This is a genomic window from Halomonas sp. M1 (assembly GCF_029581375.1).
Lineage (GTDB): Bacteria > Pseudomonadota > Gammaproteobacteria > Pseudomonadales > Halomonadaceae > Vreelandella.
Genome location: NZ_CP121119.1, coordinates 3,679,201 through 3,698,220 on the forward strand (window position 1 = coordinate 3,679,201; position 19,020 = coordinate 3,698,220).

Annotated in this window: 14 protein-coding genes and 1 pseudogene; 9 read left to right on the top strand and 6 right to left on the bottom strand. The window is 53.8% G+C overall.

Features of this window, described 5'->3' with window-relative positions:
- The first annotated feature begins 4 nt into the window (after positions 1 to 4).
- Positions 5 to 808: an indole-3-glycerol phosphate synthase TrpC gene (gene trpC / locus P8S54_RS16850; RefSeq protein WP_009098664.1), complete on the top strand. Its 804-nt coding sequence runs from the start codon at positions 5 to 7 to the stop codon at positions 806 to 808.
- A 172-nt stretch (positions 809 to 980) separates the two neighbouring features.
- Entirely contained in the window at positions 981 to 1,544 is a 564-nt protein-coding gene (locus tag P8S54_RS16855) for a phosphoribosyl-AMP cyclohydrolase (RefSeq protein WP_281442655.1), read from the top strand.
- Positions 1,545 to 1,642: 98 nt separating this feature from the next.
- On the opposite strand, the gene P8S54_RS16860 is transcribed toward P8S54_RS16855, so the two are convergent.
- Both P8S54_RS16860 and P8S54_RS16865 read right to left on the bottom strand, forming a co-directional pair.
- Positions 1,643 to 4,744: an FAD-binding and (Fe-S)-binding domain-containing protein gene (locus P8S54_RS16860; RefSeq protein WP_281442656.1), complete on the bottom strand. Its 3,102-nt coding sequence runs from the start codon at positions 4,742 to 4,744 to the stop codon at positions 1,643 to 1,645.
- 88 nt (positions 4,745 to 4,832) lie between these two features.
- On the bottom strand, positions 4,833 to 5,423 hold the full coding sequence (locus tag P8S54_RS16865; RefSeq protein ID WP_281442657.1) for a DUF4202 domain-containing protein: 591 nt from the start codon (positions 5,421 to 5,423) through the stop codon (positions 4,833 to 4,835).
- Between the two features lie 393 nt (positions 5,424 to 5,816).
- On the opposite strand from P8S54_RS16865, the gene serS reads away from it, so the two are divergent.
- Complete coding sequence (gene serS, locus P8S54_RS16870; RefSeq protein ID WP_281442658.1) at positions 5,817 to 7,094, top strand: serine--tRNA ligase; 1,278 nt, start codon at positions 5,817 to 5,819, stop codon at positions 7,092 to 7,094.
- Here the strand turns inward: serS and P8S54_RS16875 are convergent.
- Entirely contained in the window at positions 7,039 to 7,866 is an 828-nt protein-coding gene (locus P8S54_RS16875) for an SIMPL domain-containing protein (RefSeq protein ID WP_281442659.1), read from the bottom strand. The two genes, serS and P8S54_RS16875, sit on opposite strands and share 56 nt — an antisense overlap.
- Positions 7,867 to 8,079: 213 nt before the next feature.
- On the opposite strand from P8S54_RS16875, the gene P8S54_RS16880 reads away from it, so the two are divergent.
- The gene (locus P8S54_RS16880; protein ID WP_281442660.1) at positions 8,080 to 9,183 is read left to right on the top strand and encodes an AI-2E family transporter; all 1,104 of its coding nucleotides are present in this window, start codon (positions 8,080 to 8,082) and stop codon (positions 9,181 to 9,183) included.
- 85 nt (positions 9,184 to 9,268) lie between these two features.
- Here P8S54_RS16880 and trxA read toward each other — a convergent pair.
- A pseudogene (trxA, locus tag P8S54_RS16885) lies at positions 9,269 to 9,604 on the bottom strand (thioredoxin); the annotation flags it as partial.
- A 330-nt stretch (positions 9,605 to 9,934) separates the two neighbouring features.
- Here trxA and cysB point away from each other — a divergent pair.
- Positions 9,935 to 10,909 carry an HTH-type transcriptional regulator CysB gene (gene cysB / locus P8S54_RS16890; protein WP_009098655.1) on the top strand — a complete coding sequence of 325 codons (975 nt, stop codon included), beginning with the start codon at positions 9,935 to 9,937 and terminating at the stop codon, positions 10,907 to 10,909.
- Between the two features lie 84 nt (positions 10,910 to 10,993).
- Here cysB and P8S54_RS16895 read toward each other — a convergent pair whose 3' ends face one another.
- Together P8S54_RS16895 and pabB are read right to left on the bottom strand one after the other, a co-directional pair.
- Positions 10,994 to 11,614, bottom strand: a complete 621-nt coding sequence (locus P8S54_RS16895) for a phosphoadenosine phosphosulfate reductase family protein (protein ID WP_281442661.1) — start codon at positions 11,612 to 11,614, stop codon at positions 10,994 to 10,996.
- Positions 11,615 to 11,757: 143 nt separating this feature from the next.
- Positions 11,758 to 13,137: an aminodeoxychorismate synthase component I gene (gene pabB, locus P8S54_RS16900; protein WP_281442662.1), complete on the bottom strand. Its 1,380-nt coding sequence runs from the start codon at positions 13,135 to 13,137 to the stop codon at positions 11,758 to 11,760.
- A 254-nt stretch (positions 13,138 to 13,391) separates the two neighbouring features.
- Here pabB and P8S54_RS16905 point away from each other — a divergent pair, with 254 nt between their 5' ends.
- From P8S54_RS16905 to acnD, 4 genes are all read left to right on the top strand, one after another.
- On the top strand, positions 13,392 to 14,120 hold the full coding sequence (locus P8S54_RS16905; RefSeq protein WP_009098649.1) for a GntR family transcriptional regulator: 729 nt from the start codon (positions 13,392 to 13,394) through the stop codon (positions 14,118 to 14,120).
- 76 nt (positions 14,121 to 14,196) lie between these two features.
- Positions 14,197 to 15,102 (top strand): methylisocitrate lyase, encoded by a 906-nt coding sequence (gene prpB, locus P8S54_RS16910; protein WP_281442663.1) that lies wholly within the window; start codon positions 14,197 to 14,199, stop codon positions 15,100 to 15,102.
- A 60-nt stretch (positions 15,103 to 15,162) separates the two neighbouring features.
- Positions 15,163 to 16,290 carry a 2-methylcitrate synthase gene (gene prpC, locus P8S54_RS16915; RefSeq protein ID WP_281442664.1) on the top strand — a complete coding sequence of 376 codons (1,128 nt, stop codon included), beginning with the start codon at positions 15,163 to 15,165 and terminating at the stop codon, positions 16,288 to 16,290.
- A gap of 32 nt (positions 16,291 to 16,322) precedes the next feature.
- Positions 16,323 to 18,962, top strand: coding sequence for a Fe/S-dependent 2-methylisocitrate dehydratase AcnD (gene acnD / locus P8S54_RS16920; protein ID WP_281442665.1), 2,640 nt, complete (start codon positions 16,323 to 16,325; stop codon positions 18,960 to 18,962).
- Positions 18,963 to 19,020: the final 58 nt, after the last annotated feature.

A 19,020-nucleotide genomic window follows, 5' to 3' on the forward strand; every position in this document is an offset into this window, starting at 1 on the left:
TTCAATGAGCGACCAGGCAACACCGACAATTTTAACGCGTATTTTGGCCCGTAAAGACCAAGAGGTGGCTGAGCGCCGCCAAGCGGTCAGTGAAGCGGATTTGCTGGCGCTGGCTGAAAAGCAGAGCGCTCCCCGTGGCTTTATTGATGCGTTGAATGCCCGTATTGCTGCGGGTGATGCGGCGGTGATCGCCGAGGTAAAAAAAGCTTCGCCCTCTAAAGGGGTAATGCGCGAAGATTTTCACCCTGCGGATATTGCGCAAAGCTATGCCCAAGGAGGAGCTGCGTGTCTCTCGGTGCTGACCGATGCGGATTTTTTTCAAGGCCATGAAGATTACTTGATCGCCGCCCGTGACGCGTGCGAGCTGCCAGTGATTCGTAAAGACTTTATTACCTATGGTTACCAAGTGACCGAAGCCCGGGCCATTGGCGCAGACTGCATCTTGCTGATTGTCGCTGCCCTGGACGACTTTCAACTGCGCGATCTGCATCAGCAGGCTAACGCTTTAGGGATGGATGTATTGGTAGAAGTCCACGACGCCACTGAGCTAGAGCGCGCCTTGGCGCTGAACCTGAAGCTGGTGGGCATCAACAACCGCAACCTACACACCTTTGATACGAGCCTGAATACCACTCTTGACCTGCTGCCAAGCATTCCTGAAGGCGTCACGGTAATTACCGAGTCTGGTATCCATACCAGCGATGACGTAGAGCTAATGCGTGACCACGATGTAAACGGCTTTTTGGTCGGCGAAGCCTTTATGCGTGAAGAGAACCCTGGACTCGCGTTAAAAAGACTATTTTTTTAGAGCGCCTATTAACTTCGCTTCTTGGTTAACTTTTAAGAGGTGTCAGTCTGATTGATGGCAAGAGCCTGCGTTCAAGTAGGTTTCTTAGCATGAAGGTATACCGGCGTGCTAAGTAGAGCAGTGAAGCAAAACGTTCACTGCCTTTTTATATGTACTTAGGAGATCAATAGTAATGATTAAAGTACTTTTTACTAGCGCCGTGCTGGGTATGGGTATCGGTACTGCCTCCTTAGCAGGCGCCTATGAGGTAACGCATTTAGGCGGAGACATTACGGAAGAACAGGTGATCGAAGCGCAAAAAGCGTGGGGTGAAGCGCTGGTAAATATCTCAAACACCTATGAAAACGACGGCATTGAGGCCGCCAGTGAACTGGCCCAATCGGTTATTGATAGCGCTTATGGCTATGAGATGGGGCCGGTGCTATTTAAACCAACGTTAGCAGCCGCGCCGCAAACTTTCCGTACCACGCCCGAGGGCGCGCTGGCTTACTTTGTTGGGCATAGCGATGAATTCCCCAACGATAGCGGCTTCGCACTGAATGGCTGGCAGGAAGTGACCATTGATAACGCAGCTATCTTTATTAGCGGTGATACAGCGATGACTGTGGGCAATGTTTCTATCCTGGATAGCGATGGCAACACCACCACAGTAGATAAGAGCTGGGGCTATCAGCTAGACGATGAAGGCGAGCTGCGCATTGTGCTGCACCACTCCTCGCTGCCTTTCACGGAGTAACAGCTGGATAGTTGCTTAATCCGTGAAATAGAAAATGCAGTGTAATAAAAAAGGGGCTTACATCCGATGTAAGCCCCTTTCATTCGCTTATAGCAAGCTTAACGGCTGCGCAGGCACCTAAGCAGCGCCTGAAGCGGATGCGGTAGGGTTTGCGCAGAGTAGCGTTTCACTTGGCTGCGGCAAGAGTAGCCTGTTGCTAGCAGCTTGCCCGTATTTTCCTCGGCCTCCACCTGGGGCTGCCAGGATTGGGCGTAAATGGTTTTTGACGTTGCCACATTGCGGGTTTCATGTCCGTACGTGCCGGACATACCGCAGCAGCCGGTATTGGCCAGTTCAAGTTTTAAGCCAAATGCTGCAAACACCTGCTGCCAGGCCTTGGGGCTGCCTGGGGCATTGGTTTTTTCAGTGCAGTGAGAAAGCAACTTATAGCCAGGATCAGCTAACGTCAGCTGACTCGGCGCTAACGTATTAATGCGGGTGGCCAGCCACTCTTGCAGCATCAGCACCTCGGGTACCTGCTCGGTACCTAAGGCTTTGACGTACTCCTGACGGTAGGTCAGTGTCATGGCGGGGTCGATCCCTACCATGGGCACCTCGAACTCTGCCAATGACCGCAACCGTTTGGCCTGTTTTTCTGCCGTGCGCTCAAAGGCACCCAAAAAGCCCTGTACCTGCAGCGGTTTGCCATTGGCAGAAAACGGCATCACAAACACCCGTAGATTCAGCCGCGACAGTAGCTCTACCACGTCCATCACGAGTGTGGCTTCAAAGTGCGTCGTGAACGCGTCTTGAACGATAATCACGCTGTTGGCCCGCTGCTGCTCTGTGAGTAGCGCAAGCGACGTTGGTGTGGTTTCCGCCACGCCCCAAGCCTTTAACTGTTTCTTCACACTGGCACGGGAGAGCAACGGGGAGTCGCTAACCCCCAGGCCCTTGCTCATCAGCTTTTCCACCCAGCGCTGGCCAAGCAAGGCGTTATACAGCGGCGCGATTTTGGCCAATGTGGGCAGCATGACCTCGGTGCCGCCGATCAGGTAATCCCGCAGTGGGCGTAAATAGCGGCCATGGTAGACCTCTAAAAACTGCGAGCGGAACTGCGGTACGTTGACCTTAATCGGGCACTGGCCCGCACAGGATTTACACGCCAAACAACCCGCCATGGCGTCATACACTTGGTGGGAGTAGTCGTGGTGTTGCTGTTTGCTAACGGTGTTCATGACACGTTTAGGGAAGCTCTTAACAAAGCCCCAGCTGCGCTCGGCCTTTTTCTTGCGCGACTCCTCCACTACATCGATACCCGCTTGCTGCTGCAGTCGCAGCCACTCCCGGATTAGGCTGGCACGGCCCTTGGGCGAATGCACCCGGTCGCGGGTGGCCTTCCAGGAGGGGCACATGGGGTCGTCAACATCGTAGTTGTAACAGGCACCGTTGCCGTTGCAGTAGACCGCCGCGTCGTAAGCCTGCCACGCCCGCTCGTCAATTTTGCGATCAAGCTGACCGCGCATCGGTACGCCATCAACCGTTAACAAATCAGGGTCGCTGTCTTTAGCGATCAGTTCCTGGTGTTCAGCGGGAGATGCAATCTTGCCGGGGTTCAGCTGGTTATGCGGATCAAAGGCGGCTTTTACTCGCTGAAGGCTAGGGTACAGTTCACCAAAGAATTTGGGGCCGTATTCAGAGCGAACCCCTTTACCGTGTTCCCCCCACAAAAGTCCGCCGTACTTCTGGGTAAGGGCGGCTACTTCATCAGAAATTTCACGAATCAGCTTTTCCTGTGCGGGGTCTTTCATATCCAGCGCTGGGCGTACGTGCAGTACGCCCGCATCCACATGGCCAAACATCCCGTAGGAGAGCTTTCGGGCGTCCAAGGCAGCGCGAAACTCAGTGATGAAGTCCGCTAGGTGCTCGGGCGGCACGGCGGTATCTTCTACAAATGCAATTGGGCGTTTTTCGCCCTGCACGTTCCCCAGCAGCCCCACTGAGCGTTTACGCATGGCGTAGACTTTTTGGATCTGCGCTCGTCCTTCGGCCAGGGTGTAGCCTAAGCGCTCTACGGTAGGGTCTTGACTCAAATGTTCAGTGAACGCCCGCACACGCGCTGCAAGGGCGCTTTCATCGTCGTCATTAAACTCAATCAGGTTAATGCCGCGAATCGGCGTGCTGCCGGTGGCGGGGAAGAACTCTGCCACGCTGTCCCATACAAAGTCCTGCATAGCCAGTTGCAGAACGGTGTCGTCGATGGTTTCGATTGAGGTGGGGCGTGCGCTGGCGCTCATTAAAGCTTTGGCATCGCGCAGTGCATCCATAAAGCTTGGGTAACGCACATTCACCAGCATAGAGTGCTTGGGAATTGGCAGCACGTTGAGTACTGCTTCATTCAAAAAGCCTAGCGAGCCTTCCGAGCCACACAGTAGGCTGTTTAAATTTAACTGACCTTCCGCTGCTCGCAGGTGAGCCAAGTCGTAGCCCGTTAAACAGCGGTTGAGCGGCGGGAATTTCGCCTTAATCAGCTCGCGCTGTTGGTCGATAATTGTGGCAGCAGTGGTATGCACGCGGCCGAGAATACCGTCCTGCTGGCACTCAGCCTGCTCTTCCTCTGAGGTTAACGGGCGGCTGTGCAAGTGCTGACCACCCAGCAAAACCGTATCCAGTTCCAATACGTGATCGCGGGTTTTGCCGTACTCGCAGCTCCCCTGGCCGCTGGCATCGGTGGAGATCATTCCGCCAATGGTTGCACGGTTAGAGGTTGAAAGTTCCGGGGCAAAAAATAGCCCGTGGGGCTTGAGTGCGGCGTTGAGCTGGTCTTTCACCACGCCCGCTTGAACGCGTACTCGCCGGGCGTTCACGTCAATCTCTAAAATCTGGTTCATATGGCGGGAAACGTCCACCACAATGCCGTCCGTTAGTGATTGACCGTTGGTGCCGGTGCCGCCGCCCCGAGGTGTTAACACGATGTCGCGGTGGGGCAGCTCAGCAACCAACTTTGCTAGGCGCTCTAGGTCTTCGGCATGCTTGGGGAACACCGCAGCTTGGGGCAGGCGCTGGTAAATCGAGTTATCCGTTGCCAGCACGGTGCGGTTGGCATAGTCGGGGGTAATCTCGCCTTCAAAGCCGCGTGCGCGCAGGGCTTCAAGAAAACGCACGTAGTGGCTGCTCAAGCGCTTAAAAGGAGCCGTGCGCGTATCCAAGGATGCAATCATAGTTGGTCAGGCCGTCACTGCTGGAAGCGGATAGGAAATAGCGCTACTTTACCGCAGCCACCGCTACTCTGCATCTTGGTGACAAGGTTTATGCGCTTTCTAACGCTTCTTTCACCAGTGCGGCGGAGGTGTCAGACATTGGCAGCGTGAGGGCGAGTTTGTGGGCCTCGGGTGACATCTTGCCCCAGGTTTTTTGCACAATGCGTACCATGTGGTCATGGTCAATTTTGCGTGAGAAATCGGTAAAGTAGTTTTCTAAAAACACCAAGCAAGCGCAATCTTCCAGCGCCTGGACATCTGGGTCGCGGCCGAGGCCTTTCTTGCGAATAATCGCCGTTGCGCGTTCGGCGTCTGCGTCGCTATAGCCTGCGTCACGCATTAACTTAGCCGTGGTATCGCCTGCGCGCTCACCCTGGTCGCGCCGCCAGGTTAAATACCCTATGCGCCCTTCAGGGTATTCCTCACGCGGAACTAGCCAACGCTGTAGGTGCTGTGCGCGTACTGCAAGGCGCAATACGTCATGGGGGGCGTTGTGTACTCTCTCTAGCCAGCGGCTCATGCGCTGGGCATAGGCAAGCTCTTGGGGCAATGAAGTGCCATCGCCCAGTGTCGTAGAGCGAGGGTCTTCACCATGCAGGGCATCGATGGCAGCGAGTGTTTGGTCAAAAGCAGTCGGCATAAGAGGGCGCATAATTAAGAAGTATGGACAACATGTTAGCAGTTTAGCGGTAGGCTATAAAAAAGCGCCTGCTGCATAAAAGGCAGCCCATGCATCGGCGGACTGTATCTATCTTTTTGCCCAGGGTGAGGCGCGACTTACCTGTTTCCTGGAGCGAATGAGCAAAAAAGACAGGCGTATAGGGTGTCATTAGCATGCTGCAGGATGATTAATTATCTAACTACCTCAGCCTTGCTCCACGGTCTTTCGCCAGAGCAAAATTCTTACATCATGTAAGCTATTACTTCCCATCAAGGCAGCCATGGCTCCCCGCCGTGCTTTTGCCTACAATAGGCCTCTTTATCACGGGCGGTGTGCGCCGTGTTTCACTGATTTATGGCCAAGGGATAACTCATGCTCGATCCGAAACTGCTGCGCGGCGAACTTGATGCAACTGCGCAACAACTGGCCCGGCGGGGCTTCGTACTCGATAAAGCGGCATTGCAGGCGCTGGAGTCCCGACGCCGTGAGTTGCAAACCCAGACCGAGCAGCTGCAAAACGAGCGCAACATGCGTTCCAAGGCCATTGGTAAGGCAAAGGCCAATGGTGAAGATATTCAGCCGTTGCTAAATGAAGTGAGCGATTTAGGCGAGCGCTTAGATACGGCTAAACGTGAGCTGGCGGATGTGCAGGAGGAGTGGGACGACGCCATTAGCGGTATTCCCAATCTGCCCCATGAAAGCGTGCCGGAAGGTGCAAACGAAAACGACAATGTCGAATTACACCGCTGGGGTACCCCCCGGGAGTTTGATTTTGAGGTGCTGGATCACGTTGATCTCGGCAAGAAATCAGGCTATCTCGATTTTGAGTTGGCGGCTAAGTTAACCGGCGCGCGTTTTGCGGTAATGCGGGGGCCGATTGCGCGCCTGCATCGTGCGCTGGCGCAGTTCATGCTGGATACCCAAACCCAGCAGCACGGCTACGAAGAGTGCTATGTGCCGTATATGGTGAATCGCGATTCGCTGATGGGCACCGGCCAACTGCCAAAATTTGGCGAGGATCTGTTTAAGCTCAATGATGAGCGGGAATACCACTTGATTCCCACCTCTGAAGTGCCGCTAACAAATTTTGTGCGTGATGAAATCGTTGAGCAGGCAGCACTGCCAATGAAGCTTACCGCTCACACGCCTTGTTTTCGTTCTGAAGCAGGCTCCCATGGCCGTGATACCCGCGGTATGATCCGTCAGCACCAGTTCGATAAAGTCGAAATGGTGCAGATCGTTGAGCCAGAGAAGAGCTATGAAGCACTGGAAGAGATGCGTGGCCATGCTGAAGCCATTCTGCAGGCGCTGGCGTTGCCGTACCGTGTAGTGACGCTGTGTACGGGCGATATGGGCTTCGGCGCGGCGAAAACCTACGACCTGGAAGTGTGGCTGCCTAGCCAGGAGACCTATCGGGAAATTTCGTCTGTATCTAACTGCGAAGACTTTCAAGCACGGCGTATGCAGGCCCGCTTCCGTCATCCGGATGCCAAGAAACCTCAGCTACTGCATACTTTGAACGGTTCAGGTTTAGCGGTAGGGCGTTGCCTGCTGGCGGTGCTTGAAAACCACCAGCAGGCGGATGGCTCGGTGACTATTCCTGCGCCGCTTCAGCCCTATCTGGGTGGTCTTGAGCGTCTTGCGCTTTAAGCAACCACTGGACGTTAACCTCGGCATCAATACGAATGGTGCCGGGGCGGTAGTCGCTGGCTGAACCGCTGCCCATTGCGTCGCTTTCGGCACGCATGGCCATCATGCGGGGTTGGAAGATAGGCGACTGGGTCTCTTCAATACGCTGTACGTGACCCAGTTCAGTATCTAGGGTGCTCGCCATCAATTCTGCTTTGTGGCGGGCCTTTTCCAGCGCCTTAGAAAGCGCTTCATCAGTGGCAGCATCGCGGTCTTGCAGGTCAAATTGAACGCCATCCAGAGCGTTCACGCCTGCGCTAATCAGCGCGTCAAACACCTCGCCCAACTGGTCTAACTCGGTCAGCTCAACGCTAAACGGGCGCTCTAAACGCGTGCGCGTAAGCGTGTCGTGTTCACCACTCTCATTGCGTGGGCCAGCAACGCGATCTGGATAAACATTAAGCGAGCCTGCGTTGATGGCGCGCTGTTCAATGCCAATCGCCTCCATGGCCTCAATTAACTGACTGGCGCGGTTTTCAAGCCGTTCGCGGGCCTCGCTTAGCGCGTCACTGTCGGTCTCTTCAAGCGAAGAGACGGCAGGGGTGTTTTCCCACAGACGCGCATTAAGCGTTGCTTTGTCGGGTGCTACCTCAACCCACGATTGGGCCTGAACAAACAGGCTAGGCGGTGTTGATGATGCTGCTTGAACCGCCGGGGCTGCGAGCAGTGCGAGTAATGCGCTGCCGAGAACGCCATAGCGTAACCGTTGTAGGTGATTCGATAGACTATTCATAGCTAACTTCCTTGCAAGCGAGGCATTCGCCTAGCGGTATGAAAAATAAATGCGAATGTGACGCTGGTTGGAAGTAAGTGACGGGATAAAGTTCACTGACTAAGAGTTGCCAAAAAACAGTTGCTTATTGTTTGCATGGTTTGGGTATGGGGCAGTTTGTGCAATGTGCCGCTAGCAGCCATTATGTAGGGATAACACGCTAAGGATAGAGTTATGTCGAAGTTGTCGGATGAGGATTATCGCAGTATCCCTTTAAACGCTACCTTAGCTATTGCGGCGTTGGTGGTCATTATTGCAGGTATGAAGGTGGGTGCAGACCTGCTGGTGCCTCTCTTGCTCGCGGTATTCATTGCCGTAGTGTGTACGTCGCCTGTGCAGTGGCTAAACCGCTGGGGGGTTAATGTACGCGCTGCGGCGTGCATTATTCTGTTGGTGCTGTTGGGGTTTATTTCACTTATCGGCCTGCTGGTGGTCAATAGCTTCGGCACCTTTGTGGAGGCGCTGCCGGAGATTGAGGAGCGTCTTAATGAGCACTATTGGGATCTGCTCAATACGTTGGCTGCCCACGGTATGGCGATTAACCCTGATCAACTTGGTCAGCTATTCAACATGGAAGAGGGTGATTCTTGGGTACCTAAAGTCCTGGGTGAGCTTGGCAGCCTATTTATGCAAGCCAGTATTGTTGCGCTGCTGGTCATTTTTATGCTCTTTGAGACGCTAAACTTTCGAGATAAAGTGTCTCGGGCACTGGAAAATCCGGCGCCTAGCTTGAAACGTTTTAGCGAGTTTAGCTTAACGCTGAAGCGTTATCTGGCGGTTAAAACGATGATTAGTCTGGCCACAGCAGTGCTAGTGTGGCTCTCCTGTTTATTAGTAGGTGTAGACTTTCCGCTGCTATGGGGCGTGCTGGCCTTTGCGCTTAACTTTATTCCTAACATCGGCTCGGCATTAGCGGCTATCCCTCCGGTGCTTCTATTGCTGGTCGCACAGGATGGCGGCGTATTTCAGGCGCTATTGCTAGCCTCAGCTTATTTAGCGATCAACTTTATTCTAGGTAACCTGATTGAGCCACGGGTAATGGGCCAAGCGTTAGGGCTTTCGACGTTTGTGGCGTTTCTTTCACTGGTGGTGTGGGGGTGGATATTTGGCGCTGCTGGTATGCTGTTATCGGTGGTATTAACCATGACGCTTAAAATTGCACTCGACAGCCACCCACAAACACGCTGGATTGCGCATCTTTTAGGGCCGGGAAAGCGTCGAATAAAGGATAAACGTCTGGAAGAGGCGCGCAAGCCACCTTCCAAGCGTGAAATCTAGCTACCGTCAACAAGGTCAACGGTAGCTAAACGTGATCTACGCATAAAACGTCGTTTCTGGTGATGAAACGCCGCGTTTAGCGAGATTAGGCGTTTTGGTCGATGAATTGAGTCAGCTGTGACTTGGACTGTGCGCCCACTAGGGAAGCCACTTTAGTGCCTGACTTAAACAGCATTACCGTTGGTACGCCGCGCACGCCTTGCTCGGCAGCAATTTCTGGTGCGTCGTCTACGTTCACGCTTACCACTTTAATATTGTCGCCACGCTCAGCAGCCACTTCATCAACGACAGGCGCCATTACTTTACAGGGGCCGCACCAGGGGGCCCAGAATTTCAGCAGGACAGGCTGTTCGGCGTTAAGAACTTCTTGCTCGAAATTGGCGTTGGTGACATCAATATTAGTAGCCATTTGATTCTCCCGTTTGCGTTGCTCTTGCTGTTACGTTGCCTCAAGTGGAGCAACGGTCTTTACGCGGTTTGTTAGCGCACTCTCACCGCGCCAAGTGGGCAGATGTTAGCGGGCGCGGAGGATACTGGCAAATTTACTACGATGGCTCTGTGTGGGGTAGGGAAAATTAAAAGATGCTCATGGACGCTATTTTTTATACTATAAGTGAATTATAGAATGTTTTTTTATTCATATTAGTGCTCTTGAGGCGAGTAGCTACAAGCGCTTCGAGAAAAGCACAAACCCATAGCGGCGCGAGGATGCGCTTTAGCGTGCTTCCTGCATAGATAATCAGGTGAGGATATGAAGCTACAGCAACTTCGCTATATCTGGGAAGTCAACCGACACAATCTGAACGTTTCGGCCACTGCCCAGAGTCTGTTTACCTCTCAGCCGGGTATTTCCAAACAAATACGTTTGTTAGAGGATGAGTTGGGCGTTGAGATTTTTGCCCGCAGCGGTAAACACTTAACCCGCGTCACGCCTGCCGGACAGTCGATTATTGAGCTTGCTGGGCAAGTGCTTAAGCTAAGTGAGAATATTAAGCAGGTAGCGCAAGAGCATAGCGACGAGCGCCGTGGCAGTTTAGCCATTGCTACAACGCATACCCAAGCACGTTACGCACTGCCGCCCATTATTAGCGAATTTACCCAAAAGTACCCGGAAGTTGCGCTACACATGCAGCAGGGTACGCCTAAACAAATTGCCCAGATGGTGAGCGAAGGCTTAGCGGATTTTGCCATAGCGACAGAGTCGCTGGAGCTTTTTACCGATTTGGTGCTGCTACCTTGCTACCGTTGGAATCGCTGTGTGCTGGTGCCAAAAGAGCACCCTCTTGCCTTGCTCAAAGGGCCGCTTACTTTGGAAGCCTTGGCCGAGCATCCGCTGGTCACTTATGTCTTTGGTTTTACCGGCCGTTCGCAGCTGGACGACGCCTTTAAAGCGAAGGGCTTAACGCCTAACGTGGTGCTTACCGCAGCAGATGCGGATGTTATAAAAACCTATGTGCGCCTGGGTATGGGAGTGGGTATTGTCGCCCATATGGCGGTTGACTCGGCGTTGGATAGTGACCTAGTAGCCCTGGATGCCAGCCATCTATTTGCTAGTTCAACCACTAAAATTGGCATACGTCGTGGCACCTTTATGCGCGGCTATATGTATGACTTTTTGGCGCGGTTTGCACCGCACTTAACCCGCGAGCGAGTCGATGAGGCGCTACTGGCTGGCCCCCGCTATGAGCAGGCGCTGTTTGAAGGTGTCGAGCTTCCAGAGCATTAGGCCTAGTGAAGCAAGTGCGCCCAGGCTAAAAGCCTGGGCACACGCATTTTTTTCGCTTTCTACTATTGCAGACGTACTTTAACGTTAATGCTGTAGATGCAGCCCACATTCCCGTTTCTCTTCCACCTTAGTGGGGTCGAAATAGTCGAAATTGTTTGGTAGATCATGGGCTTGTAAGTATTCATACATATCTTTCGCAGTCCACTGAAGCAGTGGAGCGACTTTTAATAGGCCATTGCTGTTGCGACTAGCGACCTGCATTTTAGCGCGCTCAGGGGTGTCTTCGGCCCGTAGCGCGGTGAACCACACATCAGGCTGCATTTCTCTCAGCGCGCGCTCAAACGGCTCAATCTTCACTTCTTGGGTGAAGCCTGCATGGCGTGGGTCGTCAATGCCGGGCATTGGCCCTTCTAACGCTTCCCGGTGTGCGCGGGTACGTGTCGGTAAAAAGCTCACCATATTTAGGTCAAGGCGCTGGATTAATGCATCGGCAAATTGATAGGTGGCATCAGTGTTGTAGCCGCTGTCCATCCACACAATTGGGGTGTCGGGGCGCACCTGGGTCACCATGTGCAAAATGACCGCTTCGAACGGACGAAAATTGGTGGTGCAAATGGGGCGACTGCCTTGGCTAAAAGCCCACTCAATTAGGCCCTGAGGGTTATTGGCAAAATCGCGGTTAATGTCGTCAAGTACCGAGGACATGCAGCCTCCCTTTAATAAATGGTCTGTAAAAACGTGCCATTAAACCTCTGCTGTTAGCGCTAGACTAACAAAGGGTGGGCCTTTCTCCCCAATACCGTTTGGTTAGGCTTTTATATTTCTTTTTGATTTAAGTGGCTGGTTTTTTATTCCAAAGCGCCTATCAGGTGACGAATTTTATCCAGCGTTTCTGCGTACTCCTCCTCGGCTTTCGAGTCGGCCACGAGGCCGCCGCCGGCCCATACGTGTAGCGTACCGGCGTCTGCCACCATTGTGCGTATCGCAATAGAGGTATCCATGCTGCCCCGGGTGTCTAAATAACCTAAGCTGCCGCAATAGACGCTGCGCTGGCAGGGTTCCAGCTCGTCGATAATCTGCATGGCACGTATTTTAGGAGCGCCGGTAATCGAGCCGCCTGGAGACGCCGCCGTAAGTAGTGATAAAGGCGAGTGATTTTCGGCAAGCTGGCCCTGCACCACGCTGACCAGGTGGTGCACGTTAGGGTAGCTCTCTAGCTGGCAGAGTTGCGGTACGCGGATAGTGCCAGGGGTGCACACGCGGCCTAAGTCATTGCGCAATAAATCCACAATCATGATGTTTTCGGCGCGGTCTTTGCTGCTGCTGAGGAGCTCTTCAGCCAGCGCACGGTCTTCCTCTTGTGTAATGCCTCGGGGGCGCGTGCCTTTAATCGGGCGAGTTTCTACCAGGCCGTCTTTACACTGAATAAAGCGCTCTGGCGAGAGTGACAGCACCGCTTGGTTTTTCCACGCCATAAATCCCGAGAAGGGCGTAGGCGTCGCCTTCCTCAGCCGCTGGTAAGCCTGCCATTCATCCCCTTGGTAGCTGGCTGAAAAGCGCTGGGCCAAGTTGATTTGATAGCAATCCCCTGCGCGTATATAGCGCTGAACGGCATGAAAGCGTTCGGTGTAATCAGCTTGGCTGAGCTCTGCTTGAAAAGGGCTGGTTAAATAAAAGTGTTCGTCATCCTCTACAAGGGGGTGTGTGAGCCATTCGGTGACCTGCTGTTGCCGTAATGGGGGGGCTACCAACCATGCTTGTTGGCGCTCATGGTCAATGGTTATGCACCAGTCGTATAGGCCAAGACGTGCCAACGGTAGCGCAGTGGCACTGGCATGCTGGCTAGGGGTGGCTAGATTATTACGGCCTAAATCGTAGCTCCAGTAGCCTATCAGTCCGCCTAGGAAGGGCAGCTCGCTCTCTTCATGGGTGCCGGGCAGCTGCGCTAGCATCCACTCTTGCAGGGCGGTGGTGCTGCCTGCCGTATTGCTACTCATGTCGTTAAACGTAGCGGGCAGTTGGAGCTGGGTAGAGTTGAACATCGAATGGCCGCTTGGCGTGATTTCAAGCGTTGCCAGCGGGTCGCTGCTCAGTATGTCATAACGCCCGGTGGCTACCGGACGGCCGCTATCGAGCAGCACTGCGCCGGGGCGCTTTCGCAAACGAGCAAACAGCGCCAGTGGGTCAGGTGAATAAGGCAGGGCTTTGATGGTTAACGCCGTTGTCATGATGCAAATGCCAGGCCGGTACAAGGGCGACATATTTTAGAGGTCGTTAATCATGCACACCAGTTAAATGCGTCGACGCCTTTCTCACGCTTTCATTTAAAGGCATTAGGATTACTGTATGATTGTTGACAGCTTAAGTTTATTTTGCTCGTTGTTTACAACGAAAGACGAATAACGTCGGGCATTTTGCCTGGTTGACGGCACAAAAATGACGAGCTAAAGTTCCCCTATTCACTAATTGTCGACAATCAAACATGACCCTATTCGTTTCTCCTTCACATCAGCTTGCTGATAAACCCGCTGAACAGGTGTCGCCGGAAGTGCGCACCTTGGCTGAGAGGGTTTTCCATCAGCTACAAGACGCTATTGTGCGTGGTGAGCTGGCGCCGGGAAGCAAAATCACCGAGCCGGGGCTGTCTAAAACGTACGGCATTTCACGTGGGCCGTTGCGTGAAGCCATGCGCCGCTTAGAAGCGCACCGCCTAATCGAACGCGTGCCCCATGTAGGTGCCCGGGTTGTTAAGCTTTCCATGAAAGAGCTTTTAGAGCTGTTTGACGTGCGCGAAGCGTTAGAAAGCATGGCGGCACGCTTGGCCGCTGAGCATATGTCTGCCGAAGAGATAAAGGGGCTGCGCGAAGTGTTAGCACTCCATGAAGGCCAGGCCGATCTCAAGCGAGGCGAGGCTTACTACCAGCGTGAAGGCGACCTTGATTTCCATTACTGCATCGTTCAGGGCAGCCACAATAAGATGCTGATGAACCTGCTCTGTGATGATCTCTACTATTTGGTTCGTCTTTACCGTACCCAATTTAGTGCAAGCGGCACGCGTCCTCAGCGCGCCTTTGTGGAGCACCACCGTATTGTGGATGCCATTGAAGCGGGGGATGCCGAGCTTGCCGAGCTGCTCATGCGTCGCCATGTCAGCGCTTCACGCGCAAATGTTGCTGACCGCTACGCAGCCATTCTTGACCAGCAGTCTTGATCACTGTCTTGATAAAAACCAACGACGCGCAGGCTAGCTAAGCCTCTGGGGTCGAATGCTAAAGGAAATAACGCCCATGTCTCACTCTCTCTCTGGTTCTACTCTGTCACCCGGTGCTCGCTTTCGTGCTGCGCTTGAAGCAAACCGTCCATTACCGATTTTAGGCACGATTAACGCGTATACCGCGATGATGGCCGAGCGGGTGGGGCATCAAGCGATTTATCTGTCGGGCGGTGGTGTGGCTAACGCTTCTTTTGGCTTACCTGATTTGGGTATGACCAGCATGAACGACGTGGTGGAAGATGCACATCGTATTTGCGGTGCTACCGACCTTCCGCTGCTGGTGGATATCGACACCGGTTGGGGCGGCGCTTTTAATATTTCGCGTACCGTTAAAGAGATGCAGCGCGCAGGCGTGGCTGCCGTTCACCTGGAAGATCAAGTAGCTCAAAAACGCTGCGGCCACCGCCCCAATAAAGCTATTGTGTCCCAACAGGAAATGGTTGACCGCATCAAGGCCGCCGCTGATGCCAAGTTAGACCCTGATTTTTATCTGATTGCCCGTACCGATGCGTTTCAGAAAGATGGCCTAGACGCTGCCATCGAGCGTGCCAACGCCTGCGTGGAAGCAGGGGCAGACGCCATCTTCGCTGAAGCCGTTCACACGCTGGATGATTATCGTGCCTTCTGTTCGCAGGTTAACGCCCCGATTCTGGCCAATATCACTGAATTTGGCGCGACGCCGCTATTCTCTCAGCAGGAGTTAGGCGACGTTGGCTGCCGCATGGTGCTCTATCCGCTTTCCGCCTTCCGCGCGATGAATGCTGCCGCCCTGCAGGTTTACCAGAGCATTCTGGATAACGGTCACCAAAAAGAGGTGGTCGACATTATGCAGACCCGCGATGAGCTGTACGACTTTTTGAATTACCACGATTTCGAACAGAAGCTCGACGCGTTATTCGCCGAGCAAAAAGATGCGTAATAGTCGTTAACGCACCTATTCAAATTTAAAACATATAAAAGAGTTAACAGGAGACACAACATGGCTGATAAACCTCAAAACAGTGCAGGGCTGCGTGGTCAAAGTGCCGGTAGTACCGCGCTGTGTACGGTGGGTAAAACAGGTTCTGGATTAACCTACCGTGGTTTTGACATCAAAGAGCTGGCGGAGAAGGCGAAATTTGAAGAAGTGGCTTACCTGCTCTTGAAAGGCAAGCTGCCTAATCAGGCGGAGTTGGATGACTATATTACTAAGCTGAAAAGCCTGCGTGGCTTGCCGGATGCGCTAAAAACCGTGCTAGAGCAAATTCCTAAAGATGCCCACCCAATGGACGTAATGCGCACCGGCGCCTCCATGCTGGGTAATCTGGAAACAGAAGAGAGCTTTGACCAGCAGCAGGATGTCTCTGATCGTTTGCTGGCGGTGCTGCCTTCTATTATTTGTTACTGGTATCGCTTTAGTCACGATGGCGTGCGCATTGAGACTGAAACCGACGATGCCTCGGTAGGCGGTCATTTCCTGCATATGCTGCGCGGTGAACCTGCTTCTGAGCTGCATGCGCGGGTTATGAATGTCTCGCTGATCCTTTATGCAGAGCACGAATTTAACGCATCAACCTTTACCGCACGGGTCTGCGCATCCACGCTTTCGGACATGCACTCCTGCGTGACTGGCGCGATTGGCTCACTGCGTGGCCCGCTACACGGTGGTGCCAATGAAGCGGCCATGGCGATGATCGAGAACTGGACCTCGCCGGAAGAAGCTGAGCGTGAAATGCTCGGAATGCTTGAGCGCAAAGAGAAAATCATGGGCTTTGGCCATGCGATTTATCGCGAGTCTGACCCACGTAATGAAATCATCAAAGAGTGGTCGAAGAAGCTCGCGGACGACGTAGGTGACAGCGTGTTGTACCCCGTTTCTGTGCGCTGTGAAGAAGTCATGTGGCGTGAGAAGAAGCTTTTCTGTAACGCGGACTTCTTCCACGCCAGTGCTTACCACTTCATGGATATTCCAACCAAACTGTTTACGCCGATTTTCGTGATGTCTCGTCTAACAGGTTGGGCGGCGCACGTGTTCGAGCAGCGTGCTAACAACCGCATTATTCGCCCCAGCGCCGACTACACTGGCCCTGAGAAGAGCGAATGGGTACCTATCGACGCGCGTGACTAACGTTAGCGGGCCGTGACTAAGTGAGAGACGCTATGAACACGAATTATCGCAAACCTCTGCCGGGCGTGACGGCAGAAGGTGCTCCGGTAGATTTCTTCGATGCGCGTCAAGCCGTTGAAGACATCAAGCCTGGTGCCTACGCAGCGCTGCCCTATACTTCCAGGGTGTTGGCCGAGCAGCTGGTGCGCCGCTGTGACCCAGCGCTGCTCACCGATGCGCTGAAGCAGCTTATAGAGCGTAAACAGGATCTGGATTTCCCTTGGTATCCGGCGCGGGTAGTGTGTCACGACATTCTTGGCCAGACTGCATTGGTTGATCTTGCTGGCCTGCGCGATGCCATCGCTGAAAAAGGCGGCGACCCCGCTAAAGTTAACCCAGTAGTGCCCACGCAGCTGATCGTTGACCACTCACTGGCTGTTGAGCACGCTGGTTTTGAGAAAGATGCCTTCGACAAAAATCGCCAAGTAGAAGATCGCCGTAACGACGACCGCTTCCATTTCATTAACTGGACCAAAGTGGCTTTTGAGAACGTCGATGTGATTCCTCCTGGCAACGGCATTATGCACCAGATCAATCTGGAGAAAATGTCGCCGGTAGTGCAGTGCCGTCCCGATGAAAAGGGCATGCGTATTGCTTACCCAGATACCTGCGTAGGCACCGATAGCCACACGCCCATGGTCGATGCGTTAGGTGTGATTTCCGTTGGCGTTGGTGGCCTTGAAGCGGAAAGCGTCATGCTGGGGCGTGCCTCAATGATGCGCCTACCGGATATCGTCGGTGTGGAGCTCTCTGGCAAACTGCAGCCGGGTATTACCAGCACCGATATGGTGCTTGCGATTACCGAATTCCTGCGCAAAGAGCGCGTTGTGGGGGCGTACCTGGAGTTTTATGGCGAGGGCGCCGATGCGCTGACCGTAGGTGACCGCGCGACCATCTCCAACATGACGCCAGAGTACGGTGCTACGGCGGCGATGTTCTACATCGACAATCAAACCATTGAGTACCTCAAGCTTACAGGGCGTGAAGATGAGCAGGTAGCGCTTGTCGAGGCCTATGCCAGGCACACCGGGCTGTGGGCAGATAGCCTCAAAACGGCCGAGTACGGTCGGATACTGCGCTTTGACCTTTCAAGCGTTACCCGTACCTTGGCAGGGCCTTCAAACCCTCACGCGCACTTGCCCACCTCAGAACTTGCCCAGCGCGGTATTGCGATCGACCTGGATAAAGCACGGGCCGACGAGCAGGCGGGTAAAATGCCCGATGGCGCGGTCATTATTGCTGCTATTACCAGCTGCACGAATACCTCTAACCCACGGAACATGGTGGCAGCAGGCTTAATCGCCCGCAATGCCAACCGCTTAGGGTTAACCCGCAAGCCGTGGGTGAAGTCGTCGCTGGCGCCGGGTTCGAAAACCGTCAAGATGTATCTTGAAGAAGCCAAACTGATGGATGAGCTGGAAAACCTTGGCTTTGGTGTGGTGGGTTACGCTTGTACGACCTGTAACGGTATGTCTGGCGCTTTAGATCCGACGATTCAGGAAGAGATTATCGACCGGGATCTTTACGCTACGGCGGTACTTTCCGGTAACCGTAACTTTGACGGGCGCATTCACCCCTATGCCAAACAGGCGTTTTTGGCTTCACCGCCACTTGTGGTGGCCTATGCGATTGCGGGGACTATCCGTTTTGATATCGAGAAAGACGTGCTGGGTACCGACCAAGATGGCAATCCTGTAACGCTGAAAGATATCTGGCCCGACGATAGTGAAATCGATGCCATCGTTAAAGCCTCGGTGAAACCGGAGCAGTTCCGTCAAACCTATATTCCGATGTTTGATCTCGATAAGAGCGCCCGTACCCAGGTAAGCCCGCTATACGACTGGCGGCCTCAGAGCACCTATATTCGTCGCCCACCCTACTGGGAAGGCAATATGGCTGCCGAGCGTGACTTGAAAGGCATGCGCCCACTGGCGATTTTGCCTGACAACATCACCACGGATCATTTGTCGCCTTCTAACGCAATTATGATGGACAGTGCGGCAGGCGAGTACCTGCACAAAATGGGCCTGCCAGAGGAGGACTTTAACTCCTACGCGACCCATCGCGGCGACCATTTAACCGCCCAGCGGGCGACCTTGGCGAACCCCAAGCTGTTTAATGAAATGGTGCATGACGAGCAGGGCAATGTTGTGCAGGGGTCGTTGGCGCGTGTTGAGCCGGAAGGCACTGTAACGCGTATGTGGGAAGCAATTGAAACCTACATGGCGCGTAAGCAGCCGCTAATCATCATTGCCGGCGCTGATTATGGTCAAGGCTCCTCCCGTGACTGGGCGGCGAAAGGCGTTGCGCTGGCGGGTGTTGAAGCCATTGTGGCTGAAGGGTTTGAGCGTATTCACCGTACCAACCTAATTGGTATGGGGGTGATGCCGCTGCAGTTTGAAGAGGGCACCACACGGAAAACCCTAGCGCTGGACGGTACGGAAGTCTTCGACGTAGAAGGCGAGCCGCAGCCACGTGCCAAGCTAACATTGGTGATTCATCGTCAGAGTGGTACGACTGAGCGTGTGCCGGTGATCTGCCGCATTGATACTGCCGAAGAGGTCACGATCTACTCTGCCGGTGGGGTATTGCAGCGTTTCGCCCAGGATTTTCTTGAATCCACCACGGCGTAGCCAAGCAGGCGTTAACCTTTAGCGCCAAGGCGAGCACCCAAAGAGCCCGACGCTAAGC